The organism is Eubacterium sulci ATCC 35585 (genome assembly GCA_001189495.1).
Classification (GTDB): domain Bacteria; phylum Bacillota; class Clostridia; order Peptostreptococcales; family Anaerovoracaceae; genus Eubacterium_B; species Eubacterium_B sulci.
Window position 1 is genome coordinate 1,300,922 of sequence record CP012068.1, and the last position, 26,440, is coordinate 1,327,361.

The window sequence follows — 26,440 nt, forward strand, 5'->3', positions numbered from 1 at the left end:
CCCACATAATAAATTACGGGGCAAAATTGCCCCGCCTCCATCCTTAGTTTAGATTTCGTCTAAATCTTCGACATTACCCTTGACCTTGTTCTCAGCCTTCTGTATCAATTCCTCGATATCCTTGCTGTTAAGGGCAACTGTTTCCTTTGGAACACCAATTTTAGTCTCCATATGCTCAGGAACAGTCTCGATTATCTTAGTTTCATCAAAGCTCTCACTTTCATTAGTATCACCGGCTACACTTCTCTCAAGCTCCTTGAGAATATCGCTGCTAGCATCCTCCTTAGTGAGTTCCTCTGTACGAAGTACACTGCTTGGAAGCTTTGATTTATCGACAGGAGAAACGAACAGTTCCTTCTCAAGATCTGATAGAAGGTCGCCTCCCTTATCATCGATATGATCGATTTCATCTCTCAAGAGCTTCTTATATCTTGCTCTGAACTGCAAAATCTTATCTCTTAGCTGAGCGCTTTCGTTTCCGTAGTGTGATGCTGAATCCTTAGCATCTCTAACTATCATCTCAGCATCTAGCTTAGCATTTTTGATGATTATCTCAGCTCTCTTCTCAGCGCTTTCTGATATATCCTTCATAAGCTTCTTAGCTGTATCAATTGTGTTCATAACGTTGACCTGAGAGCGCTTGTAGTCTTCGTTCTGCTCCTTAAGCTCAGCGTTTTCGTTTCTTAGTGCAAGCAGTTCCTGCTGCATTATCTCAATGTCCTCAATGATAAGATCTAGAAATTCATCGACCTCGTCAGCATTATATCCGCGTATCTGCTTGGAAAATTCTTTGTTTTCTATTTCTAATGGTGTAATCATAAATACTCCTTACATCATAAATCTATTTATCGCTAAAAGAATAACTCTCGTCACTAGCTGAACTAAAATCACTGCAGCTAGGAGAGAAAAATCAAACATTCCTGTGTTGAAATGCTTTGATAAGAGATTTCTGCATGGAGCCACTATAGGCTCTGTCAGCATAACTACTATATCATAAATTCTTCTAGCAGACGAATATGGATCTGCTGCAAACCAGCTGAGTATTGCTCTAGCGACAAGTAGCGTTACTAGTAGGTTCCCGAACCTCATCACTGCATACGCTAAAATGCTAGGCATGCCTTACCTCCAAGGGTTCTTGTCGTCCACATCAGCAACATTGCTTATGCTAGGCTGCTGAGCTGAAACTGCAACATTTTCTGGTGCAAAAATAAAGATATTGTTAGCGATCTTCTGTACGTTACCGCTTAGTGCATATGTAGCACCGCTTAGGAAGTCAAAAATCTTACGAGCAGATTCTGTCTCTAGTTTCTCAAGGTTGATGATAACTGGCTTACGTGCCTTTAGGCAGTCAACTAGCTTGGTGCAATCTTCATATCCCTTTGGCTCAATCAAAATGAGCTTTAATGAACTTGTATTTGTCACTGAAAACCTCTTTTCTGTTCCTCTATATGAGCTGGAACTTGACATTCTTTCACTTGTATTAATAGATTCAGGTTTCTTAAAAGAAGGCATAATCTTCGTCTCTTTTTCTGTTTCACGGACGATCTTTCTCTTTGCCTCCTCTAGCTCCTGCTCTGTGACAATTTCATCGTCTTCAATTTCTTCCATGCCTATAACTTTCATCAATGAATCTTTGAATCCCATTTGTTTCTCCTTAATTAACTTATCAATTGACTTAGACTAATTTACTTATTTATTTTTCCTCTTGGCGATAATTTCTTACGCCAAAGATTGCTGTCCCAACTCTGACCATGTTAGAGCCTTCTTCTATCGCAACCTCAAAGTCACCGCTCATACCCATGGATAAAAATTCGAAATCAACTGCTTCTCTCTCATCACCCTTATATCTATCAAAGATTTCCTTAACCTCTGCGAAATAAGGTCTGCAATCGTTTACATCCTCCTCAAAAGGAGCAATGCACATGAGTCCCTTAATCCTTACGGACTTACACTCGTTTACTATATCATCTATCAAAGAATCTACCTCTGTTGATTTGATACCGAACTTAGATTCCTCTTCAGCTGAATTAACCTGTATCAGAATATCCATCGTTCTTCCGATAGCTGAAGAGCGCTTATCTATCTCCTTAGCTAGCTTGAGTGAATCAACGGAGTGAATCATAACGACCTTATCGACAATGTACTTTACCTTGTTAGTCTGAAGATGTCCTATTAAATGCCATCTCGCCTCACCGACAGCCTCGTACTTGTTGAGTATCTCCTGAACCTTGTTCTCAGCTATGTCAGTTATACCGGCATCGAGTGCCTCGTTTATTTCAGCAGGTGTATGAAGCTTAGTAACAGCGATGAGCTGAACCTCATCCTTGCTTCTGCCTACTCTTTTGCATGCATTCTCAATCTGTGCTTCTATTTCTAAAATATTATCCTTAATTGACATCGAATCACTTCCCTTATGGACGCTTGATTACATCGGAAAATGGGTCAAGAGTCCTCACCTTATTCTGGTCCTTGTCAGTATAATATGAATCGGAAACTACAACCTTATCGCCATCTTCTCCAATTACATTAACTGGCACAAATTTTTGTTTACCTTTTTTGTCTTTTACATAAACACCGGTCTTCCCATCGAGCTTGGTAATGCTGCTCTTCTCGAGTATAAGACCTCTAGCATTAAATGTCGTCAATCGTATAGGTACACTTCTCATTGAACCTATACCATCAAAGTATCTGTTCGACTCAAGGAGAAGCTTAGTTTTACCACCTGACTTACTTACCTCAACGACCTTCATCTGGATTAGATCTGAGTCTTTCTGTGCAATATCCCTATCCTTCTCAGGATTAAACATCACATCTATAGTAGCACCCTTCTCGTACTTCTTAGCTGAGCCATTTCTCACAAATGCCACAATGTACCATTTGGTTCCATCTACTATCTTAAACAAAGGATATCCCTTATGCGCCGTGCTCTCTGGAAGCTTGATAGCCTCAATCTTATCTAGTGAGGAAAAAAATTTCTCATCAGCTGACTTTGCATATTTCAAAGTGAGCTTGCTCTCCATACCGTCCACATAGTAAGAAACAAGCCCTCCTTCTGTCACCTTGTAATCAGCAACGCTTATCATCTTGCCCTTGAGCTTATTCTTAACTTTGGTAAACTCATCTGATTCCTCAGGTTCCTTACCATCGCTCACCTCAACAGCAGCAGTACCCTTTCGGATAAGCTCTCCCTCCTTAGAAAGACGGTTTAGCTTACCATTAGCTGTGGCCTCATAAACAGATTCATTACGAACCATGTATCCAGTGGTGTCATCGTATATTGATAGTTCACCGTACTCAGCTACATAGCTCACCTTCATCAGATTGCCTACACCTGGTACTACATAGATGATAATCATCAGCAGAATGCACAAAATAGCGAATATGAAAATTCCCTTATTTTTCAATCTAACCATACGTATATATTACATCATTTCAGAAATTTTTCCAATACTTTGAGCTCATCTTTTGACAATTCACCACGATTGTTCACATATTGTTCAAAAATCTCTGGTCTACGTGCTTTTGTAAGGGCTAGAGACTGCTCAAACTTCCATAAAGCGATGAGTTTATGGTTACCCGAAACTAAAACCTCAGGCACATCCATTCCTCTATACGAACGAGGCTGGGTGTACTGCGGATATTCCAAAAGCCCTGAGTATATCGATTCATCAAAAGCAGATGCCTCCTTAGGAAGTACATCTGGCACCATTCTTGAAACCGTGTCTATCAAAACCATAGCAGCAAGCTCTCCGCCAGTTAAAATATAGTCTCCTATCGACACCTCCTGCATATCCCAAGCATCGATTATTCGCTGGTCTATACCTTCATAGTGACCACAGAAAACAGTGATTTCCTTCTCGCTAGCAAATTCCTCAGAAAGCTTCATATCTAGAATTTTGCCACGAGGCGACATATAGATATTTCTAGTGTTTGCTGCACCTACGCTTTCAAGCGCACGAAAAGCTGGGTCAGCCATCAAAACCATGCCGTGCCCACCTCCAAAAGGATAGTCGTCAGCCTTGCTGTGCTTATCTTGACTGAAATCCCTTATATTCACAATATTAAACTCTAGGATGCCCTTATCAGCTGCACGTCCAAGCATACTGCTTGTGAGCGGAGCAAACATCTCTGGAAAAAGAGTCAAAATATTAATCTTCATTATCTCATTCCCTCTATGAAATTTATGTAAATTCTTCCTGCCACAACATCTATATCTTTAATGAATTCCTTAACAGCAGGAACAAGAATCTCAGAACCATCTTCAGTTTTTATCAAATAGATATCTTGAGCTGTATTCTGAATTACATCATCAAGCACGCCGACAAGCGAGTTATCTTTTGCATCAAAAACTTCAAGACCAATCAAATCCTTGATATAGTATTCACCCTCATCTAGATCTGCTAGCATGCTCTCGTCAATATAACAAAGCTTATCCTTTAGTAGTTCAGCATCATTGCGCGTATCAACACCATTTAGCTTAAGCGCTGCTGTGTTCCCCTTAGGCGACCTGACTTTTTCGACATCATACTTTGTCTTATTCTTTCCGATATAAATATACTCAAGTTCTGCAAGCTTCATTGGATCATCGGAAAAGCTATAAAACTTCACCTCACCTTTGATTCCGACGGCAGTAACTATCTTGCCGATTTCAATTTCTTTCATATTTCTCCTAAAAATTTAAGCACATGAAAGCAGGCGTTTAGCGGACCTAGATCATATGCTCAAAATAAAGTTCTTATTAAGTTATAGGGTTTCGCCTTGTTCTTCCGTTACTGTCTCAGCAACTTCGCCCTGCGGCTCTGAAACGATATCAACCGTAACCTTAGTGTTGCTTTTAATAGCGGCAGCTTTGACCACCGTGCGAAGAGCTCTGGCAATTCTTCCCTGTTTACCAATCACCTTGCCCATGTCATCCTTTGACACCTGCAGGGTTATCAGCATGCCCGTATCACCTGTCGATTCGCTAACCTGCACGTCCTGAGGCTTGTCGACTAGTGCCTTGGCAATCATTTCTACCAGATTAGTCATTTTAGCACCGCTTTCTTATTCGATGACACCGGACTTCTTAAGTAGCATTCTTACTGTATCTGTTGGCTGCGCACCATTTCCTAGCCACTTGTTTGCCTTCTCAGCATCAATCTTGATTACTGCTGGTTCCTTTAGTGGATCATAGTATCCGATTTCCTCGATAAATCTTCCGTTTCTTGCATTACGTGAATCTGCAACTACTACTCTGTAGAAAGGCTTCTTGTGAGCACCTAATCTCTTCAATCTAATCTTTACCATAACTATTTCCTCCTTATTTGAATCTCTTTATTTACCTTATATTTTTCCGGATTTCCGGCTATTGGTCTGTTTATCGTGGTCTATCAAAAGTATCTAGCCCTGATATAGCAAGCCTTTTAGAAAAGACCCTTAAAGAGCTTGCCGCCCTTCTTCATAGCATTCGGATTCGCAAATTGCTTCATCAGCTTCTTGGATTCCTCATACTTGCTAATCACCTTGTTTACACTGTTTACGGTTTGTCCAGATCCAGCTGCAATTCTCTTGCGTCTTGAAGCATTTAGCAATCCTGGATTCTTACGCTCAGCCACAGTCATGGAGCGGATTATAGCCTCCATGGTTCTGAATTCCTTCTCACCCTTGGCTATATCGGCCTCACTAATCTTCCCGCCACCCATTCCTGGGAGCATATCCATAATCTTAGCAAGTCCCCCCATCTTGCGAACCTGTCCCATCTGCTCGAGGAAGTCCTCAAGTGTAAACTGGTTCTTACGAATCTTACGCTCTAGCTTTTCGGCTTGTTCCTCATCGTAGGCCTGCTCAGCTCTCTCAATAAGTGAGAGCATATCTCCCATGCCTAGGATTCTGCTTGCTAGACGGTCTGGATGGAAGGGCTCAAGCGCATCTGACTTTTCTCCAGTTCCAAGGAACTTGATAGGCTTACCAGTTACCTTCTTAGCTGAAAGCGCCGCACCACCTCTTGAGTCACCGTCCATCTTGGTCATGATGATTCCATCGATTCCAAGCTTTTGGTTAAATCCATCAGCAGCGTTTACCGCATCCTGTCCTGTAAGAGCATCGACTACGAGAAGTATCTCATGAGGTCTTACCGCAGACTTCATGCTTGCAAGTTCCTCCATCAGATTCTCATCTATCTGAAGTCGTCCTGCTGTATCTATAATCAAAACATCAAAGCCCTTACGCTCTGCATCTTCCTTTGCTGCCAAAGCAATCTGCACAGGATCTTTGCTCTCTCTCATCGTGAAAACCGGTGTGTTAACCGACTTGCCGACAACCTCGAGCTGGTCAATAGCTGCAGGCCTGTAAATATCACAGGCTACTAGCATAGGCTTCTTACCGCTTTGCTTTAGGAATGAAGCTAGCTTACCGCAGGTAGTAGTCTTACCTGTACCCTGTAGACCTACCATCATCAAAACGGTAAATCCTGAAGGCGAATATGTCAGCTTACTTCCGGATCCGCCCATCAAATCGATGAGCTCGCTATTTACTATCTTTATAATCTGCTGCGCAGGTGTGAGACTCTGGAGTACCTCTGCTCCCAAGCACTTCTCCTTGACTATCGCAACAAATTCCTTAACTACCTTGAAGTTTACATCGGCTTCTAGTAAGGCCAGCTTGACCTCTCTCATTGCCGCATTGATATCAGACTCTGTGATAACGCCCTTGCCCTTTAATTTGGAAAAGGCATTTTGTAGTTTATCTGAAAGGCTCTCAAATGCCATAATTATCCTCCATTAACTAATCAAGTTCATCTATCAGTTCTGCCGCTTTTGCTAAACATCTATCAAGCTCATCCTTGCTCTTACGCTCTACCATATCCTTCGCTAATAAATCTCTAGCTTCAGATATGTAAGTTCTGAGCTCATCTGCTAGTTTCTCCTTTCGAAGGAAATCAGCTAGTATTCCTAGCTTATCCTCATAGGAGCAAAGCAGCCTCTCAGCACTCCTCAGTGAGTCATGCACAGCAGCCCTTGAAACCTCAAGCTCCTCTGCAATCTCAGAAAGCGACATATCGTCCTCGTGATACATCTCCATCACGCGTTTCTTCTTGTCTGTAAGCAAGCCTCCATATATATCGAAGAGCATACTTGTCTTTGCAAAATCTTCCATTTATTCTTCCTCTGCCGTCAAGTATTTTAGCTTAACATAGATAATATATCACAAGAAAAAAATGGTGTCAAGCAAATTAACTTAACACCATTTGAATTTCTTTCGACTTTATTTGATATTACTGCTTTTGAACTGGAGCGATGTACTGGATGCTAGCTTTGTTACTGCTCTCTAGTATATTGAGTAGCTTATCTAGGCTACCTTCCTTCTTCTCTGAGCTAAATCCAAAGAGGTCTCTAAAGCTTGTCTTCTGCTCATATACTATGTTCTCAAAGTCCACTGCATCTAGTCCGCAGTCATTTCTCATTGCTTCTATCGCATCATCAAGCGATCCAATCTTATCGATAAGACCGTTCTCCAGAGCCTGATTAGCTGAATAGATTCTGCCATCACCAAGAGTTCTAACAGTCGCCTCATCCATCTTACGACCGTCCATAACAGCCTTTACAAACCTGTTATATGAATCGTCAACTAGGCTCTGCATGATGCTTCTCTGCTCGTCAGTCATATCCTTATAGTTTGCTCCGATATCCTTATTTGCACCAGACTTGAAACTGTATGGCTGGATGCCAAACTTCTCATATAGCCCTGAAAGGTTATACATAGGTCCTACGATAACACCAATTGAGCCCGTCCAGCATTCCTGATTAGCATAGATCTTATCACCAGCCATAGCTGCATAGTACCCACCTGATGTAGCCTGTGATCCGAAGTAAACATAGATTTTATTTCCAGTCACCTTCTTGTAGTCAAGCAAAGCATTGTAGAGCTCAGCAGTCGCATATGCACTTCCACCTGGTGTATTTACACTGAGAAGAATACCTTTGTTTTTGCTATCCTTCTTCATTTGGTTGATTCTATCTAAGATCCAGTCCTGACTGTAGCCATCCCTACTATCTCCATCAGTTATAGTTCCGGAAAGAGATAAAACTCCAACATAGTCATGACCAAATTCATACTGTATTTTTTTATCATCAATCCCAGAAAATATTCCTGATACAAAGGCATTACAGCCTACACCGGCTATAAATATAAACCCTATTACTACAAGAGCAATGATTAAACCAACCTTAAGTCCGCTATTTCTTCTAACTGGCTGAGGAGCCATGTTGAAACCTTGTCCTGAACCATAGTACTCGTACCTTCTCTGCTGATACTGCTGATTCTGGCCGTTTTGCTGCTGCACAGACCAAGGAACAAATCCACCATTTGACTGCCTTTGCTGGTTACTATCATTATCGGAATTTCTATTATTATATTTATCAAATTCTCTATCGTCTCTATCCATTTTGCCTCCTTTATCCATCTAGTATAAATATACCTATTCGTTTGCCATCAAAGCTAGCTATTAGACTACTGCGCTAGCGCACAAAGACTTGTCTTATTATAAAACATATTCTAGTACATTTCTATATCAAAAGGAAAAAGCCACTAGTCTCCCAAGAAACCAGTGGCCTTAAATTTGTATGATATTTTCCTAAAGCAGTAACCCGCGAGGGTCAACTATTTTGTATCAGCTAATCCGCTTCTCTTTCTGTATTCGATAAAAACGATAAGAAGCATGCTTGCAGCTAGTAAAACTATGTACCTCATAGCATTGCTATCATCAAAGGTGTTAGGTATCGAATTACTCTTCGTGTTTATATGCTCCCTTGTCTGTATACTTGATTGTGCGCTTATAGAGGTTTGGCTTGCAGGTGCACTCTGAGATACTGCAATCTCTGGAATTCTATATACATTTGTAAACGTAAGGGAATCTGCTTCTGTACCGTCCTCCCTTACAATTTTCCTAAATGCCACGAGCTGACCATTATTATCATGGACATCAAATATGACCGTATACCTTGTAGGATCGTATTTATAGTTGCTTTCTCCACCATTAATCTCTGTAACATAGTATTTGTAGATTCCTCTATCGTAAAGCCAAAACTCACCAAAGTCAGCTTCACCATTACCATTTATCTCTACTGTTGCTATTCTTTCTTCCGTTCCGTCTGGTCCGTATGGCATCGGAGTGTCATCATTCTCTGCTTCAAGACGGAAACTAAAGTTCGAGTTTGACAATGGATTTCCATCAACGATTTTCTTGATTGATATATTTCCTTCAGCAGCATATGCAAAGTAGTGGCTGATTATCTTAAATTTATAATCATCATCTTCTACATATTCAAAGTTATAATTGTTTAATGGATGTCTATTTACCCTATACTTAAGCAGCTTTCCATTTAAGTACTTTGGCAATCCATCTATAACATGAATCCATGAATCTGAAGCTTTTATTGTAAAATAGCCCCTATGATATTCACGGTCAACGTCGGTACTAGAATATAGATGAAAGTCTACCTCTTCAGGTCGAATATGACTTTCTTCATTCTCATCAGCCCAGGTCTCCTCAATTCTAAGACTTATTGTCTCAGGGATGTGTTTGAACTTAACCTCAGTATTATCTACAGTTATTGCATCATAGCCTTGAGCAGGCTCCGCTTTAACTGTATATATGTAGCCTACTCCATTGTCATCGTAGGCCTCCAAATTATTAAATACATATTCCCAGCCGTTTGCATTTGAACCCTTAGATGTTTTGCCAGTGTCTACTCCATTGCGATATAAACGTACTGTCACTTCACTTGGTCTAATTCCATCTTGATTATTTGCATCGTCCCAATAAACACGGCCATTTACATATGTATCACTAATGCCGTAACTAGTAGCAACTGATGTACTTACTGCTCGCCTTGTTCTAGCTCTCGCTTGAGCTGATTCGTGACTTGCTAATACCGTTTTATCTAGTTCCTCTGAATGATTGCTTGCAATATCTAAGTAAACTTTGCTTCCTTGAGGTTTAGATTCCTCTTGTATATTATCAGCATTGTCTTTATTTACTTCCTGAGCAACTTGCTCACTTTGGTTCTCCGTGCTATCAGTAGCCCATGCCCAGGTCAAGTTAAAGCAGCTTAACATAATTATTACAAGCAAAATACTTCCTAGTCGTTTCTTAATCATATCATTCCCCTTCTAAATATTCCATCTATAAAGCAATAAAAATGTGCATTGTCATGCATAAAAATTGTACTTAACTTAATATACCCATACTTGCTTATGATAAACACTTGTAATATCAATTTTCTTATGCATAACGTATACTCATAATTCTGCGATAATTTCTAGAAATCGGATAAAAAAAAGAGGGCTGATTTTCCCTCTTAAAATATCTTGAATTTATCTCTTGTAGCTAGGCTCTGCTAGTGCTATAGGATTCGGATTTTTAACCACCCATGTAACTGCAAGCTCGCAAATTCGGTCTAATATAGAATTAGGAGTTCCTTGAGCTTTGATTTCTGATATTAGTGTGTTAAGCTCTGCAAGTTCATCATCTGAAAGCGCTGTTCCTAGAGTAAAATATCCAGGAAGTGCATCAGCCATCTTTCTATATTCCCTATCCCAGTTGATTCCACCATTTCTGTAGAACTCATCACCTATACGCCCACCAATTCGTATAAGCTCTCCCTGCACGGTCTTTGCTGGTCCAGATGACGGAACAAGATAGTCCCAAAGATAGTTAAACTTCTTTTTCCACGTTCCTTCGCAAGGAATTATTGGTGAAACTCCATCGTGTACTACCCTTCTTGCTACAGGCTCTACTGCAAAAAGCTTGTATATTTTTTGAAGAGCACTGTCAATTTCTTCGATATTTTCTTTTTTGAAACTATCTCTGTGAAATTCAAAGTCTTCACCCATCTTTCTTACACTGTCCTGCATTTCCGGTGTGGTTGAAACTCCAGCATTAAGTAGAATCTCTGCAATATCAAGCATAGGAATGATATAGATTCCTCCACAATTCATCAAAGCATAACTAAGCGCGTCCCTTCCCATATCATCCTTAGCAAAAACATCCGCTCCATTATCAACTAGGAACTTTACCGTATCCACATGATGATAATCTGCTGCGTTGTGAAGTGCCGTCGTTCCGTATTTACTAGCTTTGTCTATATCCCCTCCAAGCTCATAGTAGACTTTCACCATGTCATCTCCATATGTCGCATGTGCACATAATGGGGTATTTTCATAATAGTCCAGAACATTCACATCAAGCCCTTGCTCAATCAGCCATCTTGCAAATTCCTCATTAATATCTCTGTGGTGAAGAGCCGTTCTAAGACCAAAGCGACCATCGTAATATGCATTAAGCTCACACTTTTCGTAGATGGCTTTGAATGCTTCAAAATCCTTCGTCTTAAGAACCTCTTCAAAATTATCCGGTAGGGAAACCCTCTTCTTCTTTGCCATAGTATATCTCCTAAAATAATCTGACTTTATTTTGATTATATCAAAAATACTTGGTTTTTTAAAGTTTATCAATATAAAACGAGGAGATAGCCCTCGCCATCCCCTCGAATTAATTTATTGAATTAAAAGCTTATATCGCTTACTTAACTCTTTTTCTGATCACTAGCACTGTCATCATTGTTGATGCGAATGCTAAAAGCATAATCATATGTACTAGTCCAGAAGCATCTCCTGTGTTTACAACTTTATTATTTGTAATTGCACTTCCGTTAGCTGCGCCTTTGTTTGATGAAGCTGCTGCAGGTGGAACTACAGGCTGTACTGGATTAGCTACAAACTCCCAGCTTCCAACAAAGTGTAAATCTGCACCATTTACAGTTGCTGATTCAGGGTTCCAACCTCTGAATATCCACTTACCACCTGCAACCTCGATTTCTCTGTAACGGTTTCCTAAGAAAACAACTCTCTGATCTGGAAGATCATAAATAGTGTGTGGAAGGAATCTTGTAACATCGTAAGGTAGTTCCATACCTGGTGTTATTGACTTATACTCATGAGTAGCCTTATATGTCACTGGAGCTGCATTTATTGTGAACGCAGTCTCAACTCTACCATCCCTTGTTTCAACCTCAAGAGTATGATTTCCTGGAGCTAGTGTGTTTAGGTAATTCCTCTTAAGATTTAGGATAATGCTTCCCTCTTCAGTCTCATAATTTGAGCTATCGATAACTGCTCCATCAACCTTAACATTAAGAAGTCTGCTTAGGATTGAGTTGCTGATGTAGTAAGTCGCCTTATCTGAAACATTCTTGGTATATGTTAGCTTACCATCTTCAATCTCAACATTATTATCCTTGTTGAGTTCTCTGTTTGGCTTGATTGTCATAGTTCCTAGAACATGAATCTTAAGCTTAACTGGCTTTGCTCCACCTGTTGTATCCCAAGGTGTTGCAGTAGCTGTAACAGTTCCCTTCTGAAGACCTGTTATCTTGTGAAGGAATGTTGGAAGCGCACCAGTAACTCCTGATGACTCTACTACTTCTTCATTATCAACAATTCCTGGCTGATCGAATGTCCAATCAAATCTCTGCTCTGAAGGTCTAACTGGGTCAAAAGTGAAGTTAAGACTCTTTGTTTCTCCAACCTTTAAAACAACTTCCTCTTCCTCTGGTGTTGCTGAAACCATAGGATTCTTATACTCAAGCTTAACATCTATTATCTTGAATACATTTGGGTTTGCCTTGCTTGTAACCTTGAACTTAGCTGTGCCAGCCTTTACAGGAATGATACCGTTCTTAAATAGCTCCATATATGTAGCAATTTCTGGTGTTAGAGCTTCCCAAGTTACCTCAGTGTTTGATGCATTAGCTGGCTTAGGAAGGATCTTATAATTATCTGTTCCTTCACCTTCTATGATACCAACAAAGTAGCTTCCACTTGTCTTGCTTGACCAGCTTCCTGCCAGGTTGTTCCATGCATTAATCCTATATGTTGTTGGAAGTTTTACATCAAAGTCAGTCATTGCAATTGGCTTAATCTTTGCCTTGAAGTATACCTTTTCGTTAGGGAATTCCTCAAGTGTTGCTGTAAATGTAGCTTCATGATCTACAGTAATCCAAAATGCTCCGTTGAATACACGGCTTGTTGCACCGTTGCTGACATTCCATTTAATCTTGTTCTTCTCAACGTCTACATACTGACCGTTCTTCTTAACCTGTACCTTGAGTGAATGAGGTCCCTGCCTGTCTGTTTCAAAGACCTTTGTCATATCCCAAGTTGTTCCGTCAATTATAATTTTTGGCTCTGGTTTTTCCTCAGACTTAGCCTTTACAGTTACTGTCATAGTATCTGCAAGCTCATTTGGTGTCTCTATTCTAATTGTTGTTGTTCCAGGTGACTTAGCCGTAAATTTTACGCTATCATCGCTATTATCAACACCAACAATTCTATCATTATCTATGTTGAAGAAGAACATACCAAAGCTCTTTGCTGATTCCCAGTTTGCTGGCTGATATTTTAACTTATCTAGTGGAACGCTGTATTTGTCTCCAACCTTTAGCTCTAAGTTCTTGATTGAGCTATCAATAGTGAATGCCTGATTGTACTCGCTATCGAACTCGACACCATCAACTGAATACTTGATAGCTATGCTATCACCGTTATTTATTGCAACTTCACCAGATGCAAGTCCAGATTTGTTCATCATCTGACCTAGACCTACATTTGTGCTTGCTCCATTTAGGAAATTATACCATCCTGAGAAATCATCAGTTGAGTTTCTTCCGTTCTTTGTTACCCTGGACAAGATATTCAATTTTTCCTTTAGTCCCGCGATACTTTTGAAACCCTTGTTTCCACTTAGCTCATATGCGATATTTGATGCGCCAAGCTCCCTCTTGATTGCATCTAGCACGCTTTCGCCGTAATTAACGGTAATCTGCTTATTTAGAATCTCATTCTTAGCTGTATTTGGTATGCTTTTGTTAGAACCAAAATCATCTTTGAGATCCTTTAGTGCTGTTTTGTTGGCAATTGTTAGGTTCACAGTAATTGGTGCATTTGATCCGCTCTCCGCATATACCTTATCCATGCTAGATGGAACTACCATGGTAAACAGCATTGCGAAGGCTACCAAAAACACACTAATTTTCTTGAACCAGTGTTTTTCTGACATCTTTGTCATCTTCTGCTTCCTTTCTTTACTATAACGATTTGTAATAACTTGATGTATGTATGAATATGTAAATATTATTACCGTATTTACTTTGCAGGCTCTGTTTTGCTTACTTTGGCTTCATTAGGATGTTTATTCGCCATAAAATCAAAAAAGAACGAATCACATAAGCAACCCGTTTTACTATTTTATACTTTTATGAAATGCTTCCATACCACGTCAAAGCAATTCTCGCAAAGAGGTACCTGACTTAGCCTTTGGTCAATCATAAGTAGTTAGCATCTAGTAAATTACGGAAATGACTGAAACGCCTTGGCATCACAGTGGCGGGACCGTACCGAAATTTCACCGGTTTCCCCTCTTAATTGGCCTACAATTATAAATTGCAAATATTAATTTGTCATATATATATTATATTTTTTGCCATAAAATGTCAATCTTTAAAGAAAAATAGGCCCAAGATTTTTGGTCTTGGGCCCATTTGTTTGTAAAACATTATTCTTTAGAAAACGAATTGTGCTTATAGAAGCTCTTTTTTAATATCTCAGCAGTTAGTGCATATATTAGCGAAACTCCAAGTAGAGCAACCAGTAACATAATAGGCAAGCTAATCAATCCTAAATAGATATTTACTGGGCTATATATGATCAGTATCAAAGCTAATGCTACACCTGCTATTGCAACCAATAATTTTCTGCTTGGCTTACTTGCAAATACTGGTCTTGCCGTTCTAACGATTAGCATTACAACCATTGCAGAAATGATAGATTCAAACATCCATCCAGTGTGGAAAGTTTCCTCGTTAGCTTTAAAAATAAAGAGTAATACCGCAAAGGTTATGTAATCGAATACAGATGAAATAATCCCAAATAGAATCATAAACTTCTTTATAAACTTCATATCCCACTTTACAGGATGTTTTAACCATTCTTCATCAACTGAATCTGAAGCAATTTGTAGTGATGGAAAATCTGTCATCAAATTTGTTAAAAGAATTTGCTTTGGTAATAGAGGTAAGAAATTTAAAAATAAACTTGCACCTGCCATAGAAAACATGTTACCGAAGTTTGCACTTGTAGCTATGAATATGTATTTTAGAGTATTGATAAATGTCCTTCTACCTTCGTTTATACCTGATATCAATACCTTTAGGCTATTCTGTAAAAGCACAATAGAGGCTGCATCTTTGGCAGTATCTGCTGCGGTATTTACCGATACTCCGACATCTGCTTGTTTTATAGCAGGAGAATCATTTATGCCATCACCCATATAGCCTACTATTTCACCAGCTTGCTTGTAGGCCATAATTATCTTTTCCTTTTGGTTAGGACTTATCTCAGCAAAAATGTCTATATCTAATACTTTTTTATTTAGCTGGCTTACTGAATATGAGTCTAATTCATCTCCTAATAAAATCTTTTCTGGATCAAGTCCTATCTGTGCACCAATGTTTTTGGCAATAAGATGGTTATCACCTGTTATCATTTTTAGTGATACACCAAGTCTATTCATCTCATCTACAACATCTTTGATATCGTCCTTTAATGGGTCAATAAAGAGCAGTAAACCTGCAAATATCATCTCTTCTGCACTTTGATTTTTGATATCTGCACTATCATCAACAAATTTATAGCTAACTCCCAAAACTCTATAGCCTTGACTTGAATACTTATCGAACATATCTAGTATTTGGGATTTAACATCCTCAATATTTCCTGTGCTATTATCCGAGCTTTCGTAAGACTTACAAGCATCCAGAACATTAGTTAAAGCACCTTTTGTAACCATTATATTCTTTGCTGAAGAATTTTGACCGGTTCTCACTATAACGCTGAGAAGTTTGGTTTCAAAAGAATATGGTATCTCAAATAGTTTTTCATAATTTGAAAAACTATCTGTGTTATTATCCAAAATAGCACTATCAATGGGGTTAGCATAGCCTTCTTGAAAGTATGAATTTATAGCAGCCAGTCTATATATATTAGCTGATTTATTTCCATTGCAATCGAGTGCTGCATCAAGCTTTACTTTTCCTTGAGTTATAGTTCCTGTTTTATCAGAGCACATAACAGTCATAGATCCAAAGTTTTCTATAGCATTTAATTTCTTTACTATAACACCTTGCTCCGACATTCTTTTAGCACCTTGTGAAAGATTTACACTTATAATAGCGGGAAGCATCTGAGGTGTTAATCCTACCGAAAGAGCTAGTGCAAACATAAAAGATTCTAGAAATGGTTTATTCAAAAATATATTGAACACAAAGATTAGACCTATCAAGAATGTTGTAACATGGAGTATTAGGTTACCAAAGTTTTTTATTCCTTTTTCAAAGTCTGTAGCAGAGTCTTTTTCACCTAAGGATGCAGTTATTTTTCCAAACTCGGAGTCTTTAGCTAAATTTACTATGACGGCCCTTCCAGAACCACTTATAACGTGGGTTCCCATCCAAAGAGAGTTTTTTCTATTTGAGAGCACTGTGTCAGCTGACACTTTTTGATTATTTTTTTCAACAGGAAAGGTTTCTCCAGTCAAACTAGATTCGTCCATTGAAAGGGAATTAGCCTCGATAATCAAGCAATCTGCAGGTATCATATCTCCTGTTTTTACCCTTATGATATCGCCCACTGTCAGCATTGCATTATCTATTTCTTCAAACTTTCCATCTCTTAAAACTGATGATGTAACACTTACAGATGAAAGAAGTTTTTTTACTGCATTATTTGCTTTACTCTCATGACTATAGCTTAAAAGTGATGATATCATAATGATTATTAGTATGATGATACCATCAGTGTAGTCTTTTAAGAAGATAGATAAAAAAGCCGCAAAAATTAATATGATAATTATAGGATTTTTAAATTGATTTATGAATATACCAAATTTAGAAGAAGACTTTCTTTCCTCTAGAATATTTTCCCCATATTTATCTACTCTATCTTCTGCTTCCTGTTTTGATAGGCCATTTTCTTCGGTATTTAGGTCTTTTAATACATCTTTAAATTCATATGCCCAGAAGTTCTTCATAGCTCCTCCTTATCACGAGATTACTCGCACCTATATAGGATTCATTCATTTAGTGAAACTAACTTTTGCATCCCCATTTTCAGATCTTACATTGTAGTATCTTTTGTCTTCCTTAAACTCCCTAGAATAATCCGACTCTTCACCTTTTAACTTGGCGTGTATATCACCGTTTTTGGAATTAGCTATTAGGCCGTGTAAATCCGCCTTAATCGAAGCATCTCCATTATCTAGATTTATTTCAGCAAAATATACTTTGACATCTTCAATAGATACATCGCCATTTTCGCTATTCACTGTTATAGCTAAATCTTTATTATCTATTGATTTAATGGTACTATCACCATTATCGTTTAATACATTTAGCACTAATATGTTTTTGGGTACCTTTACGATGGTCTTCTTTGATGAGCTATTAAAGATAAAGCCAAAGATTGAGCTTTTGTGCTTGCTCTTATAAACTACTTGACCTAGTTCATCTCTAGGTGCATCGCTCTTTCCATTTCCATAGTATGTTATGTGAACTTGGTCATCATTTGATGGCTCAACTATTACATCACGATTTTCCTCAGTTATGTACACTTCTATGGTATAAGGTGATGAGACGAACTCCTGTTTTGATGATACTGATTTATGTATCAATAGGAAAGCCGCTCCTAATAACACGAGTACTATTATTATGATTGAAATCACTGGTACAATCACTTTACTTTTCATTGTAGGTATCCTCCATACTTATGAATGTGATAACAAGTTATATGCTAGCTGAATATTCATCGGTCAAGCATTAATTATTTTATGAAAACAGTTCCTTACGCATTTCCTCTACTTGCGCTGCCATATCTTTGATATCATCTTCACCTATCATCTCACCTAGGTCATATTCGAGTGGGTTTTGGGTAAAATCAAGCAAGGCCTTATCCATAGATCTAAGCTCCTCTGTTGTTGCAATTATGCGTATATTACGCGATGGCGCGTCGTACTCGTCAAGGTCATGAAGATTTACAACTTTATTTATCTTGCACTCAAGCAAAATCGCAGCGATATCTACTATGACATCTATGGCAAAATGAAAGTCCGTTTCTACACCATTAGAGTGAAGAAAACCTAGGTATTCTGTAGTTTGACGGAAATTCCAGTCAAGCTTTTCTAGGCCAATTTTGGCGAAAATCTCAGTAAGGGTGATTTCTTCTTTGTTTTGATCCTCTAAGAAAGCAAGAAGGCTCAGGCTATCATCGGAGCCTCCTATATACTCTCCCCAGTATTTTTCTATATACATTTTTTCTTCTCCTTTTGCATTTTTTCGATTCCTTGCGAATACACAAGAAGTAAATCAGTAAGTGGATTATCTGATTCCCATTGATCAACTATAAACCTAGGAAATGAAAGTTTATATGAGAGGTCCTTTTGCAGCTGCTTAAGTTCAAATAAAACTTGCTCAAGTTGCTTTAATCTATATTCATCTGAAAGTGTACGACTTCTTTCTATTTCTTTTTTTACAATTTCTTGTAACTCTTTATTGTTCACTAGTTATCTCCCTAAGTTATATTAATTTAACTAAAAACTGCTCTATATAAACTTTTCATCTCTCTTGCATATTTTACCGCACTAGGAATATCGATTCTCTTGTAATAGTCAGCCAAAACCTTTTGATGGTTCATCAAAATATCAAGTTCAATTATATACATAGCAACGCTTGTTAGAGAATATTTGCCTTCATCTATCAAAGTCGATTTGTCATCTTCTGCGATTTCTTCTCCCTCAGGAAATTCGCCATCCGGATATTCCTCAGACATATCATCGCAGTATTGCCAGAATTTCTTACTCCAGATTATTATATCTTTTCGATTTTCTTCTATCATTTGCCTGAAGAACTCTACTGATTCTTTTTCTGAATGTAGCTTGCAATTAAATCCTTCTATCAAAAATTGTCTTTGTTTTAGTCTGTTTCTCAGCAAGTCTATCTCTACACTTTGTATTTCATTGTTGAAATTATTAAGATCTAACTCTTTTAGGGTATCTAAGTATATTTCGCTATTTAAAAATTCTTTTATAGTTTCCATTTTGATATCCATACCTTATCATCATAGCTTTTGAAATGTGCTATCCTTGTCTTCGGTTTGTGTTTTGGCGGAATAACTCTGATAGTTCTTTTGTGAGCAAGCCTTCTTCCTCAAGTCGGTTTACAAAATTTTCTTCATATCTCTCAAAATCCTCTGCACAACCTACATTATCTGCAAGAAGTAGAAGTGCTTCGGGTAATATCTTTGATTTTTGATTTTTCGTAAGCTCATTCTTTATGCATTCACAAAGTCTATCTAAAATCTCATAGTTTTCCTTGTCCGCTTTTTCAAAATCAATATCCCAGTCTATCGAATCAATTCTATTTTTAAAATAAATTAAATCTTTTTTATCCATTTCTCACCAAATCATACTTGTTTCAGTTTTATAATATTATTATATAACATACCATCCAAAAATGGTATTATAAGCTGGAGGCATAATGTACAAAGCCGGAGACATAATGGAGGAATTAGGTATGTTTGATACTATCGACTTTAATAATTTTTGGAAAGAAAGCGACTACATAAATGAAGTTTGCACCGGTGAAGCTCTAACGGATGAAATGGTACGCGAAGCAGAGGAAAGACTTGGATACAAGCTTCCTGAATCATATATAGCACTAATGAAAACGCGAAATGGTGGCAAGCCACTAAAAACTGTTTGGTTTGATGAAAAAAATCGATATCGTGTTGATGTAGAAGAAATCTTCAGCATATCAGAAGAAAAAAATGATTCCCTATTTGGAACCTATGGCAATGAGTTTTGGTACGAAGAATGGGAATATCCTAGGGATATTGGTGTTATTATAGCTGACACAATATCAGGCGGTCACGAAATGATATACCTTGACTATAGAGATTGCGGCAAGAATGGAGAACCAAAAGTATCGCTCTGCTCAGCAGAGGACGACCATGAGATAATTGTACTCGCAGACAGCTTTGAGGAGTTTATATTAGGGCTTACTCCTTCAGAAGAACTCAAATATCAAAATATGTAAATTAAAGCAAAAGACCATAGCAATTAGGCTACGGTCTTATTTTGTTCCAAAGCTTATGCCTTGCTTCACTCACAAAGCACTTTATACTCCCCATATCCCCTATCATCCATCTCCTCAAATGGGACAAATTCAAGACTAGCGCCGTTGATACAGTATCTGAGTCCACCTTTTTCTTTAGGTCCATCTGTAAATACATGTCCTAAATGAACATCCGAATTTTTACTTCTTACTTCAGTTCTGATCATGCCGTGACTTTTATCAATTCTTTCCTCTATCTTGTCGCTTAAAATAGGTTTTGAAAAGCTCGGCCATCCGCATCCGGAATTGAATTTATCCTTAGAAGCAAATAAGGGTTCTCCGCTAAATTTATCTACATAAATTCCCTTACGATATTCCTGGTTTAATGGACTCGTAAAAGGACGCTCCGTTGCTGAATTAAACATGACCGATCGAGAAAGCTCGTCCAAGTCATTGATTGTTTTCTTTTGGATGAGTTTTAAATCTTCCTCTATCAAAGGTTTTTTCGCCAAGCTTAAATTTATATGGCAGTATCCATTTGGATTTTTATCTAAATAATCCTGATGATATTCCTCAGCTAACACGAAATTCTTCAATTTCTGATTTTCTACAGCTAGTTTTCCATATTTCTTGCTTTCAAAATCCATGACTTTTTTGATAATCTCTTCGTCTTCATCCTTTTCATAATAGATTCCAGTACGATATTGACGTCCTATATCATTTCCCTGTTTATTGACTGAAGTTGGATCAATAATACGGAAATAATGAAGCAAAATTTCTTCCAAAGAAATCTTGGAACGATCATATTCCACTTTTACTGTTTCCGCATGGTCCGTAGTCTTAATATGCTCATAATCCGTATCTTGCGTCTTCCCATTGGCATATCCCGTTTCGGTGTTTACAACACCGTTAATCCTTTGGAAGTATCCTTCCACGCCCCAGAAACATCCTCCTGCTAGGTAAATCGTATTTTTATTCTCAGGTAGAACTTTTATTTCTTTTCGTGTGTTTCCCATAATTTCCTCCCCTTTCTTACCGCAAGTTATTGTTATAGATTAAATAGATATTAAAATTTGTGCTCGTCTTCCTTTAAGTTAATAGGGTTTCCATAAACATCTGTAATCTCAGTCTTTTCATTATCCGTTAGATTGTCAATAAATATGCACCATTCATTAGGATGTCCACCGACAAATTCCATTTTTGGAATACTAATTTGACTTGGATTTTTTGCATATAAACATAATCTATTATCACCCCAAAATCGTGTAAGTGTTAAAATCTGTTTCTTATATAAAACATCCATACCTTTCATTTCCATCCCCACAATTATATATGTCTTTTCAACCATTCAATCTTCTTAAAATCTTTATTGTTATTATTATTGTTTCTATATGAGTCTTTTGATGACGATTCATAAATACTCAAAAACTGTTTTAGACTCGGTACACGAAACTTTATTTCATTTAGTTGAATAAGTTTTATATCCGATTCATATATACCCGCAAAATCGTATAAAGAGTCAATCGATCCATATTCTACGCTAATTCCATCCTTTCGGAATTCATGTTCATGAAGGTCTACTAAATCATATCCCAATTTCTTCATAACCGTCATTATTTTGTCCCAATCACAAATTCTGAGTTCATCAGGAGCTTCCCAACCTCTTCGATCTCCCATAACGTGAATATCAATATCTGATGGATCCCAATCTTCTTTTGATATAAATTCTAATCCTAAAGAACCCATCAGCGTGGGCACTATTCCAATTTTATTTAGATATAAACAAATGTCCCTAAATTCTTTAAATAATATACCCATTTCTTCTCCTAGAAAGTATAATTTAGAGTTCAATATTTACACAAAAGCCTCCCACCATTAATGATAAAAGGCTTTCTTCTTTGTAGAAGATGGCTTCCATTAACTCTCGTTCTTCTTTTATTAGGTTTAGGTTTTATTAATAAATATTGTTTTTCAAAAATGGATTAACCAAAGCCATCCACTCTAAAGGTAGATAAGCTGATAGATATCCATGATTATAACCTTTAGCTTCATATAGAGTACAATTGGGATGCATTTCCTTAAATAGCTTAGCCGACTCCTTAACGCAACTCATTTCTTTTTCACCATAAATATATAAAACCTGTGCTTTACTTTCTGTAATAGCATTTTTAAGTGTATATCTTCCCATATATGTTTGGTACATAGTAACTAATGTTTTAATGGGAATCCTTGGCATATCCTCCATATAGTAATTTTCTATTTCTTCTGGATAAGCCATATTGGGATATATTTTTTTCATTAAACTCAACTGGATTTTGCATGCCACTTTGCTAAACATAAGTTTTCCAAATAACTTTACAATAACTATACTAATTCTTGCTAATTTAGGTTGAGGAATACAAATACTCCCATCTATTATTGCTTTATGAGCTATATCACTATCTAATGACAATAACTCAATTGCAATTTGACCCCCCAGAGAAACGCCACCCACAGCAAACAATTTCCCATCACAATTATTCTTTATATAATCCATAATTTGCAGTGCAGAATCTTCAGTTGAAATGTAATCTTTTTGATATTCTTCTCCATGACCATTAAGTGTTGGTAAAATTACATGGTATTTATCGGATAACATTTGAGCCTGCCGAAGATAATTCCACCAGGAATTACCTCCACCGTGTATCAATAATATATGTGGAAAATTTTTATCACCAAATTCATGAAATATCATATTCATCACCTACACAACTTCAAATATCTCACCCATTATTTCTACAAAAGCCTTCCACCAAAATGATGGAAGGCTTTTTAAGCAATTTATCTACATTATTGCCATTTAAATAAGTATCGCTCGTGAAACTCGCTTAATTCAACAACTCCCTTTCAGACCTGCTTTTTCTTACTTTTAGTATCAAAACAGTATCATTTAGAGAATTTTACTACATCAAAACCGCTCAACTCCTGTATTTTTAAGCCTTTTATAACAGTAACATATTTACTTCTGTTATTCGAGCTCAATTGTTCCTGGTGGTTTGCTCGTTAGGTCATAGAATACGCGGTTTACGTGTTCTACTTCATTTACGATTCTATTCATTATCAGCTGCAGGGTTTCCCATGGGATTTCTGCTGCTTCTGCTGTCATAAAGTCTGATGTTGTTACTGCACGAAGTGCAATTGCATAGTCGTAGGTTCTGAAGTCACCCATTACTCCGACTGAGCGCATGTTTGTGAGCGCTGCAAAGTACTGATTTACCTTCTTATCAAGGCCTGCCTTGGCAAATTCCTCTCTCATGATGGCATCTGCATCCTGAACAATTTTTACCTTCTCTGCGCTTACTTCTCCTATGATTCTCACACCTAGCCCTGGTCCTGGGAATGGCTGTCTGAATACTAGATGCTCTGGAAGACCTAGCTCAAGACCTACTGCTCTTACTTCGTCTTTGAAAAGCATTCGAAGTGGCTCTATGATTTCTTTAAAATCAACGTAGTCAGGAAGACCTCCTACATTGTGGTGGCTTTTGATTACTGCTGATTTACCTAGTCCGCTCTCAATAACATCTGGATAGATTGTTCCCTGAACAAGGTAATCAACTGCGCCTATCTTCTTAGCCTCTTCCTCAAATACTCTGATGAACTCTTCACCTATAATCTTACGCTTTGCTTCTGGTTCTGATACACCTGCAAGCTTTTCGTAGAATCTTTCGCTCGCTTTTACGTGAACGAAGTTAAGGTCATAGTCACCTTCTTCACCAAAGATTCTTTCAACCTCCTCAGCCTCGTTTTTGCGGAGGAGTCCGTGGTCAACGAATACGCAGGTTAGGTTTTTACCTACTGCCTTTGATAGAAGAACAGCTGCAACGGAAGAATCCACACCTCCTGAAAGTGCGCATAGAACCTTACCGTCACCTACTCTTTCCTTTATCTCTTCTATTGTGTTTCTCGTGAAGTCAGCCATCTTCCAATCGCCCTTACAGCCGCAAACTTCGTAAACGAAATTTGATAGCATCTGCTGTCCCTTAACGCTGTGAGTAACCTCTGGGTGATACTGAACTGCATAGAGCTTCTTCTCTGCATTTTCCATGGCAGCAACTGGGCACTTGTCAGTATGAGCTGTTATAGCAAAGCCTTCCCCAACCTCTGTAATCATATCTGTGTGGCTCATCCAAACTACAGTCTCGTTTTCGACACCACCAAACAGAAGACTCTTATCGCATGTCACATTTACGTCCGTCTTACCGTATTCACTCGTTGTTGCAGTCTCTACCTTGCCTCCTGTCGAGTAAGCCATAAGCTGCGCTCCGTAGCAGATTCCAAGAATAGGAATACCTGCCTCAAACAAAGCCTTCTCATAATGAGGCGATGCCTCATCATAAACACTGTTAGGACCACCTGTTAGGATTATACCCTTTGGCTCCTTTGCGATGAGCTCATCTATCGGAGTTTGATAGGATAGAACCTCGCAGTAAACTCCGCACTCTCTGACTCTACGCGCTATAAGCTGATTGTACTGACCTCCAAAATCAAGGACAACTATCATTTCTTGTTTCATCTATTTCTCCATTAAATTATAAAATAAAAGTCGGCAGTGCATATTTGCCCGCCGACCTTGCAATCTATCTCAAGACGTTCTGACTTGAATCTCTCAAAATTACGTCGTGTGCACCACCCTCGACGATGGATGTCGCAGAAACGAGTGTAATCTTTGCCTTTGACTGCAGCTCATGTATGCTGAGCGAACCGCAGTTGCACATTGTAGATTTCACCTTATTTAGCGAAAGCATTACATTGTCGTGAAGTGATCCAGCATATGGAACGTATGAATCAACGCCTTCCTCAAACTTCATCTTATTGTCGGTGTTTTCACTACCTAGGTCATATCTCTGCCAGTTTCTTGCACGGTTTGAGCCCTCACCCCAGTACTCCTTAACGTAGTTTCCGTTGATATTGAGTACGCTTGTTGGCGATTCATCAAATCTTGCAAAGTATCTACCAAGCATGATGAAATCAGCTCCCATTGCAAGTGCAAGTGTCATGTGGTAATCGTAAACGATACCGCCATCTGAACAAATTGGGATGTATATTCCTGTCTCCTTCATATACTCGTCACGAGCTCTAGCAACCTCAATTACCGCTGAAGCCTGACCTCTGCCGATACCCTTCTGCTCTCTAGTGATACAGATTGATCCACCACCGATACCAATCTTAACAAAGTCAGCACCAGCATCTGCTAGATATCTGAAACCTTCTGCATCGACAACATTTCCGGCACCTACCTTAACTGTATCCCCGTAGTTCTCACGAATCCAGCCGATAGTATCCTTCTGATATTCTGAATATCCCTCAGATGAGTCGATACAAAGAATATCTACACCAGCTTCGATAAGCTTAGGAACACGCTCTGCATAGTCACGGCTGTTGATACCAGCACCTACTATGTAACGCTTATGGTCATCCAAAAGCTCGTTAGGATTTGACTTATGGCTGTCGTAGTCCTTTCTGAATACGAAGTGTGTAAGTCTCTGGTTTTCGTCTATAATAGGAAGAGCGTTTAGCTTGTTCTCCCATAAAATATCATTAGCCTCTGATAGAGTCACTCCGTCCTTAGCGAAAATTAGCTTCTCAAATGGAGTCATGAATTCGCTAATCTTAGTGCTCTTGTCAAGTCTGCTAACTCTGTAGTCACGGCTTGTAACAAGACCAACAATCTTACCTGAAGGAGTTCCATCCTCTGTGATAGCGATTGTTGAATGACCTCTCTCCTGCTTAAGAGCAAGAACATCTGCAAGAGTCTGGTCTGGACGAAGATTGCTGTCGCTTCTTACAAATCCAGCCTTGTACGACTTAACCTTGCGAATCATCTCGGCCTGATTATCGATTGACTGTGAGCCGAATATGAAAGAGATTCCACCTTCCTTAGCGAGCGCAACTGCCATAGTGTCATTTGATACGGCCTGCATTACCGCTGAAACTAGAGGAATATTTGCACGTATCGATGGCTTTTCCCCTACCTTATACTTAACTACTGGTGTTGATAAATCAACATTTTCTGGAGTACAATCCTTGCTTGTAAAGCCAGGAATCAAAAGGTACTCATTAAACGTTCTTGATGGTTCATCGATAAACTGCGCCATGCTTGAATCTCCTCTCTATCTATATATAAAACACTCTCACCTAATACTAACATAATTTTACTTTTGCAGACTATTTTATACCTTTTTGCTTGCTCTTACAATGACTTT

The 26,440-nt window shown here is 38.4% G+C and carries 27 protein-coding genes and 1 pseudogene; 1 reads left to right on the top strand and 27 read right to left on the bottom strand.

Annotated elements, in window-relative coordinates; translation table 11 throughout:
* Positions 1–48: 48 nt before the first annotated feature.
* The 21 genes and pseudogenes from ADJ67_06030 to ADJ67_06130 form a co-directional block, all read right to left on the bottom strand.
* Positions 49–819, bottom strand: a complete 771-nt coding sequence (locus tag ADJ67_06030) for a hypothetical protein (protein ID AKT47238.1) — start codon at positions 817–819, stop codon at positions 49–51.
* Between the two features lie 9 nt (positions 820–828).
* Complete coding sequence (locus tag ADJ67_06035) at positions 829–1,089, bottom strand: hypothetical protein (protein AKT47693.1); 261 nt, start codon at positions 1,087–1,089, stop codon at positions 829–831.
* Positions 1,090–1,119: 30 nt separating this feature from the next.
* A pseudogene (locus ADJ67_06040) lies at positions 1,120–1,425 on the bottom strand (hypothetical protein).
* A gap of 268 nt (positions 1,426–1,693) precedes the next feature.
* Positions 1,694–2,398, bottom strand: coding sequence for an alanine racemase (locus ADJ67_06045; GenBank protein AKT47239.1), 705 nt, complete (start codon positions 2,396–2,398; stop codon positions 1,694–1,696).
* Between the two features lie 13 nt (positions 2,399–2,411).
* Positions 2,412–3,413: a hypothetical protein gene (locus tag ADJ67_06050; GenBank protein AKT47240.1), complete on the bottom strand. Its 1,002-nt coding sequence runs from the start codon at positions 3,411–3,413 to the stop codon at positions 2,412–2,414.
* 14 nt (positions 3,414–3,427) lie between these two features.
* Positions 3,428–4,159, bottom strand: coding sequence for a tRNA (guanine-N1)-methyltransferase (locus ADJ67_06055; GenBank protein ID AKT47241.1), 732 nt, complete (start codon positions 4,157–4,159; stop codon positions 3,428–3,430).
* Positions 4,159–4,662 carry a hypothetical protein gene (locus tag ADJ67_06060; protein ID AKT47242.1) on the bottom strand — a complete coding sequence of 168 codons (504 nt, stop codon included), beginning with the start codon at positions 4,660–4,662 and terminating at the stop codon, positions 4,159–4,161. The genes ADJ67_06055 and ADJ67_06060 overlap by 1 nt, the downstream gene beginning before the upstream one ends.
* A gap of 81 nt (positions 4,663–4,743) precedes the next feature.
* Positions 4,744–5,028, bottom strand: a complete 285-nt coding sequence (locus tag ADJ67_06065) for a hypothetical protein (GenBank protein AKT47243.1) — start codon at positions 5,026–5,028, stop codon at positions 4,744–4,746.
* 15 nt (positions 5,029–5,043) lie between these two features.
* Positions 5,044–5,286, bottom strand: coding sequence for a 30S ribosomal protein S16 (gene rpsP, locus ADJ67_06070; protein ID AKT47244.1), 243 nt, complete (start codon positions 5,284–5,286; stop codon positions 5,044–5,046).
* Positions 5,287–5,402: 116 nt separating this feature from the next.
* The gene (locus ADJ67_06075) at positions 5,403–6,746 is read right to left on the bottom strand and encodes a signal recognition particle (GenBank protein ID AKT47245.1); all 1,344 of its coding nucleotides are present in this window, start codon (positions 6,744–6,746) and stop codon (positions 5,403–5,405) included.
* A gap of 16 nt (positions 6,747–6,762) precedes the next feature.
* On the bottom strand, positions 6,763–7,134 hold the full coding sequence (locus tag ADJ67_06080; GenBank protein AKT47246.1) for a hypothetical protein: 372 nt from the start codon (positions 7,132–7,134) through the stop codon (positions 6,763–6,765).
* 118 nt (positions 7,135–7,252) lie between these two features.
* Complete coding sequence (locus tag ADJ67_06085; GenBank protein ID AKT47694.1) at positions 7,253–8,242, bottom strand: hypothetical protein; 990 nt, start codon at positions 8,240–8,242, stop codon at positions 7,253–7,255.
* Positions 8,243–8,637: 395 nt separating this feature from the next.
* A complete protein-coding gene (locus tag ADJ67_06090; protein ID AKT47247.1) occupies positions 8,638–10,137 on the bottom strand; it encodes a hypothetical protein in 1,500 nt (499 codons plus the stop codon).
* A gap of 216 nt (positions 10,138–10,353) precedes the next feature.
* Positions 10,354–11,421 (bottom strand): ankyrin, encoded by a 1,068-nt coding sequence (locus ADJ67_06095; protein AKT47248.1) that lies wholly within the window; start codon positions 11,419–11,421, stop codon positions 10,354–10,356.
* A gap of 139 nt (positions 11,422–11,560) precedes the next feature.
* Complete coding sequence (locus ADJ67_06100) at positions 11,561–14,104, bottom strand: hypothetical protein (GenBank protein ID AKT47249.1); 2,544 nt, start codon at positions 14,102–14,104, stop codon at positions 11,561–11,563.
* 486 nt (positions 14,105–14,590) lie between these two features.
* Complete coding sequence (locus tag ADJ67_06105; protein AKT47250.1) at positions 14,591–17,122, bottom strand: magnesium transporter; 2,532 nt, start codon at positions 17,120–17,122, stop codon at positions 14,591–14,593.
* Positions 17,123–17,167: 45 nt separating this feature from the next.
* Positions 17,168–17,836, bottom strand: coding sequence for a hypothetical protein (locus ADJ67_06110; GenBank protein ID AKT47251.1), 669 nt, complete (start codon positions 17,834–17,836; stop codon positions 17,168–17,170).
* A 79-nt stretch (positions 17,837–17,915) separates the two neighbouring features.
* Positions 17,916–18,398 carry a hypothetical protein gene (locus ADJ67_06115; protein ID AKT47252.1) on the bottom strand — a complete coding sequence of 161 codons (483 nt, stop codon included), beginning with the start codon at positions 18,396–18,398 and terminating at the stop codon, positions 17,916–17,918.
* Positions 18,389–18,646 (bottom strand): hypothetical protein, encoded by a 258-nt coding sequence (locus ADJ67_06120; protein AKT47253.1) that lies wholly within the window; start codon positions 18,644–18,646, stop codon positions 18,389–18,391. Before ADJ67_06120 ends, ADJ67_06115 begins: the two co-directional genes overlap by 10 nt.
* A gap of 26 nt (positions 18,647–18,672) precedes the next feature.
* Positions 18,673–19,194 (bottom strand): hypothetical protein, encoded by a 522-nt coding sequence (locus ADJ67_06125; GenBank protein ID AKT47254.1) that lies wholly within the window; start codon positions 19,192–19,194, stop codon positions 18,673–18,675.
* Positions 19,195–19,222: 28 nt separating this feature from the next.
* Positions 19,223–19,537 (bottom strand): hypothetical protein, encoded by a 315-nt coding sequence (locus ADJ67_06130; GenBank protein ID AKT47255.1) that lies wholly within the window; start codon positions 19,535–19,537, stop codon positions 19,223–19,225.
* A gap of 121 nt (positions 19,538–19,658) precedes the next feature.
* Here ADJ67_06130 and ADJ67_06135 point away from each other — a divergent pair, with 121 nt between their 5' ends.
* Positions 19,659–20,180: a hypothetical protein gene (locus ADJ67_06135; GenBank protein AKT47695.1), complete on the top strand. Its 522-nt coding sequence runs from the start codon at positions 19,659–19,661 to the stop codon at positions 20,178–20,180.
* 65 nt (positions 20,181–20,245) lie between these two features.
* Here ADJ67_06135 and ADJ67_06140 read toward each other — a convergent pair whose 3' ends face one another.
* From ADJ67_06140 to ADJ67_06165, 6 genes are all read right to left on the bottom strand, one after another.
* A complete protein-coding gene (locus tag ADJ67_06140) occupies positions 20,246–21,214 on the bottom strand; it encodes a peptide methionine sulfoxide reductase (protein AKT47256.1) in 969 nt (322 codons plus the stop codon).
* 50 nt (positions 21,215–21,264) lie between these two features.
* On the bottom strand, positions 21,265–21,510 hold the full coding sequence (locus ADJ67_06145; protein AKT47696.1) for a hypothetical protein: 246 nt from the start codon (positions 21,508–21,510) through the stop codon (positions 21,265–21,267).
* Positions 21,511–21,524: 14 nt separating this feature from the next.
* Positions 21,525–22,016: a phosphoribosylanthranilate isomerase gene (locus tag ADJ67_06150; protein ID AKT47257.1), complete on the bottom strand. Its 492-nt coding sequence runs from the start codon at positions 22,014–22,016 to the stop codon at positions 21,525–21,527.
* Between the two features lie 136 nt (positions 22,017–22,152).
* On the bottom strand, positions 22,153–22,932 hold the full coding sequence (locus tag ADJ67_06155; GenBank protein ID AKT47258.1) for a multidrug transporter: 780 nt from the start codon (positions 22,930–22,932) through the stop codon (positions 22,153–22,155).
* 273 nt (positions 22,933–23,205) lie between these two features.
* Positions 23,206–24,750 carry a GMP synthase gene (locus ADJ67_06160; GenBank protein ID AKT47259.1) on the bottom strand — a complete coding sequence of 515 codons (1,545 nt, stop codon included), beginning with the start codon at positions 24,748–24,750 and terminating at the stop codon, positions 23,206–23,208.
* A 64-nt stretch (positions 24,751–24,814) separates the two neighbouring features.
* Entirely contained in the window at positions 24,815–26,332 is a 1,518-nt protein-coding gene (locus ADJ67_06165; protein AKT47260.1) for an inosine-5-monophosphate dehydrogenase, read from the bottom strand.
* Positions 26,333–26,440: the final 108 nt, after the last annotated feature.

Bases quoted from the DNA above. Each gene is read 5' to 3' on its own strand.
- ADJ67_06030 (AKT47238.1), bottom strand. From the start codon at position 819: ATGATTACACCATTAGAAATAGAAAACAAAGAATTTTCCAAGCAGATA.
- ADJ67_06090 (AKT47247.1), bottom strand. From the start codon at position 10,137: ATGATTAAGAAACGACTAGGAAGTATTTTGCTTGTAATAATTATGTTA.
- ADJ67_06085 (AKT47694.1), bottom strand. From the start codon at position 8,242: ATGGCTCCTCAGCCAGTTAGAAGAAATAGCGGACTTAAGGTTGGTTTA.
- ADJ67_06130 (AKT47255.1), bottom strand. From the start codon at position 19,537: ATGGATAAAAAAGATTTAATTTATTTTAAAAATAGAATTGATTCGATA.
- ADJ67_06060 (AKT47242.1), bottom strand. From the start codon at position 4,662: ATGAAAGAAATTGAAATCGGCAAGATAGTTACTGCCGTCGGAATCAAA.
- ADJ67_06155 (AKT47258.1), bottom strand. From the start codon at position 22,932: ATGATATTTCATGAATTTGGTGATAAAAATTTTCCACATATATTATTG.
- ADJ67_06045 (AKT47239.1), bottom strand. From the start codon at position 2,398: ATGTCAATTAAGGATAATATTTTAGAAATAGAAGCACAGATTGAGAAT.
- ADJ67_06035 (AKT47693.1), bottom strand. From the start codon at position 1,089: ATGAGGTTCGGGAACCTACTAGTAACGCTACTTGTCGCTAGAGCAATA.
- ADJ67_06055 (AKT47241.1), bottom strand. From the start codon at position 4,159: ATGAAGATTAATATTTTGACTCTTTTTCCAGAGATGTTTGCTCCGCTC.
- ADJ67_06080 (AKT47246.1), bottom strand. From the start codon at position 7,134: ATGGAAGATTTTGCAAAGACAAGTATGCTCTTCGATATATATGGAGGC.
- ADJ67_06100 (AKT47249.1), bottom strand. From the start codon at position 14,104: ATGACAAAGATGTCAGAAAAACACTGGTTCAAGAAAATTAGTGTGTTT.
- ADJ67_06105 (AKT47250.1), bottom strand. From the start codon at position 17,122: ATGAAGAACTTCTGGGCATATGAATTTAAAGATGTATTAAAAGACCTA.
- ADJ67_06145 (AKT47696.1), bottom strand. From the start codon at position 21,510: ATGAAAGGTATGGATGTTTTATATAAGAAACAGATTTTAACACTTACA.
- ADJ67_06115 (AKT47252.1), bottom strand. From the start codon at position 18,398: ATGTATATAGAAAAATACTGGGGAGAGTATATAGGAGGCTCCGATGAT.
- ADJ67_06065 (AKT47243.1), bottom strand. From the start codon at position 5,028: ATGACTAATCTGGTAGAAATGATTGCCAAGGCACTAGTCGACAAGCCT.
- ADJ67_06160 (AKT47259.1), bottom strand. From the start codon at position 24,750: ATGAAACAAGAAATGATAGTTGTCCTTGATTTTGGAGGTCAGTACAAT.
- ADJ67_06050 (AKT47240.1), bottom strand. From the start codon at position 3,413: ATGGTTAGATTGAAAAATAAGGGAATTTTCATATTCGCTATTTTGTGC.
- ADJ67_06165 (AKT47260.1), bottom strand. From the start codon at position 26,332: ATGGCGCAGTTTATCGATGAACCATCAAGAACGTTTAATGAGTACCTT.
- ADJ67_06125 (AKT47254.1), bottom strand. From the start codon at position 19,194: ATGGATATCAAAATGGAAACTATAAAAGAATTTTTAAATAGCGAAATA.
- ADJ67_06150 (AKT47257.1), bottom strand. From the start codon at position 22,016: ATGGGTATATTATTTAAAGAATTTAGGGACATTTGTTTATATCTAAAT.
- ADJ67_06135 (AKT47695.1), top strand. From the start codon at position 19,659: ATGTTTGATACTATCGACTTTAATAATTTTTGGAAAGAAAGCGACTAC.
- ADJ67_06075 (AKT47245.1), bottom strand. From the start codon at position 6,746: ATGGCATTTGAGAGCCTTTCAGATAAACTACAAAATGCCTTTTCCAAA.
- ADJ67_06140 (AKT47256.1), bottom strand. From the start codon at position 21,214: ATGGGAAACACACGAAAAGAAATAAAAGTTCTACCTGAGAATAAAAAT.
- ADJ67_06110 (AKT47251.1), bottom strand. From the start codon at position 17,836: ATGAAAAGTAAAGTGATTGTACCAGTGATTTCAATCATAATAATAGTA.
- rpsP (AKT47244.1), bottom strand. From the start codon at position 5,286: ATGGTAAAGATTAGATTGAAGAGATTAGGTGCTCACAAGAAGCCTTTC.
- ADJ67_06095 (AKT47248.1), bottom strand. From the start codon at position 11,421: ATGGCAAAGAAGAAGAGGGTTTCCCTACCGGATAATTTTGAAGAGGTT.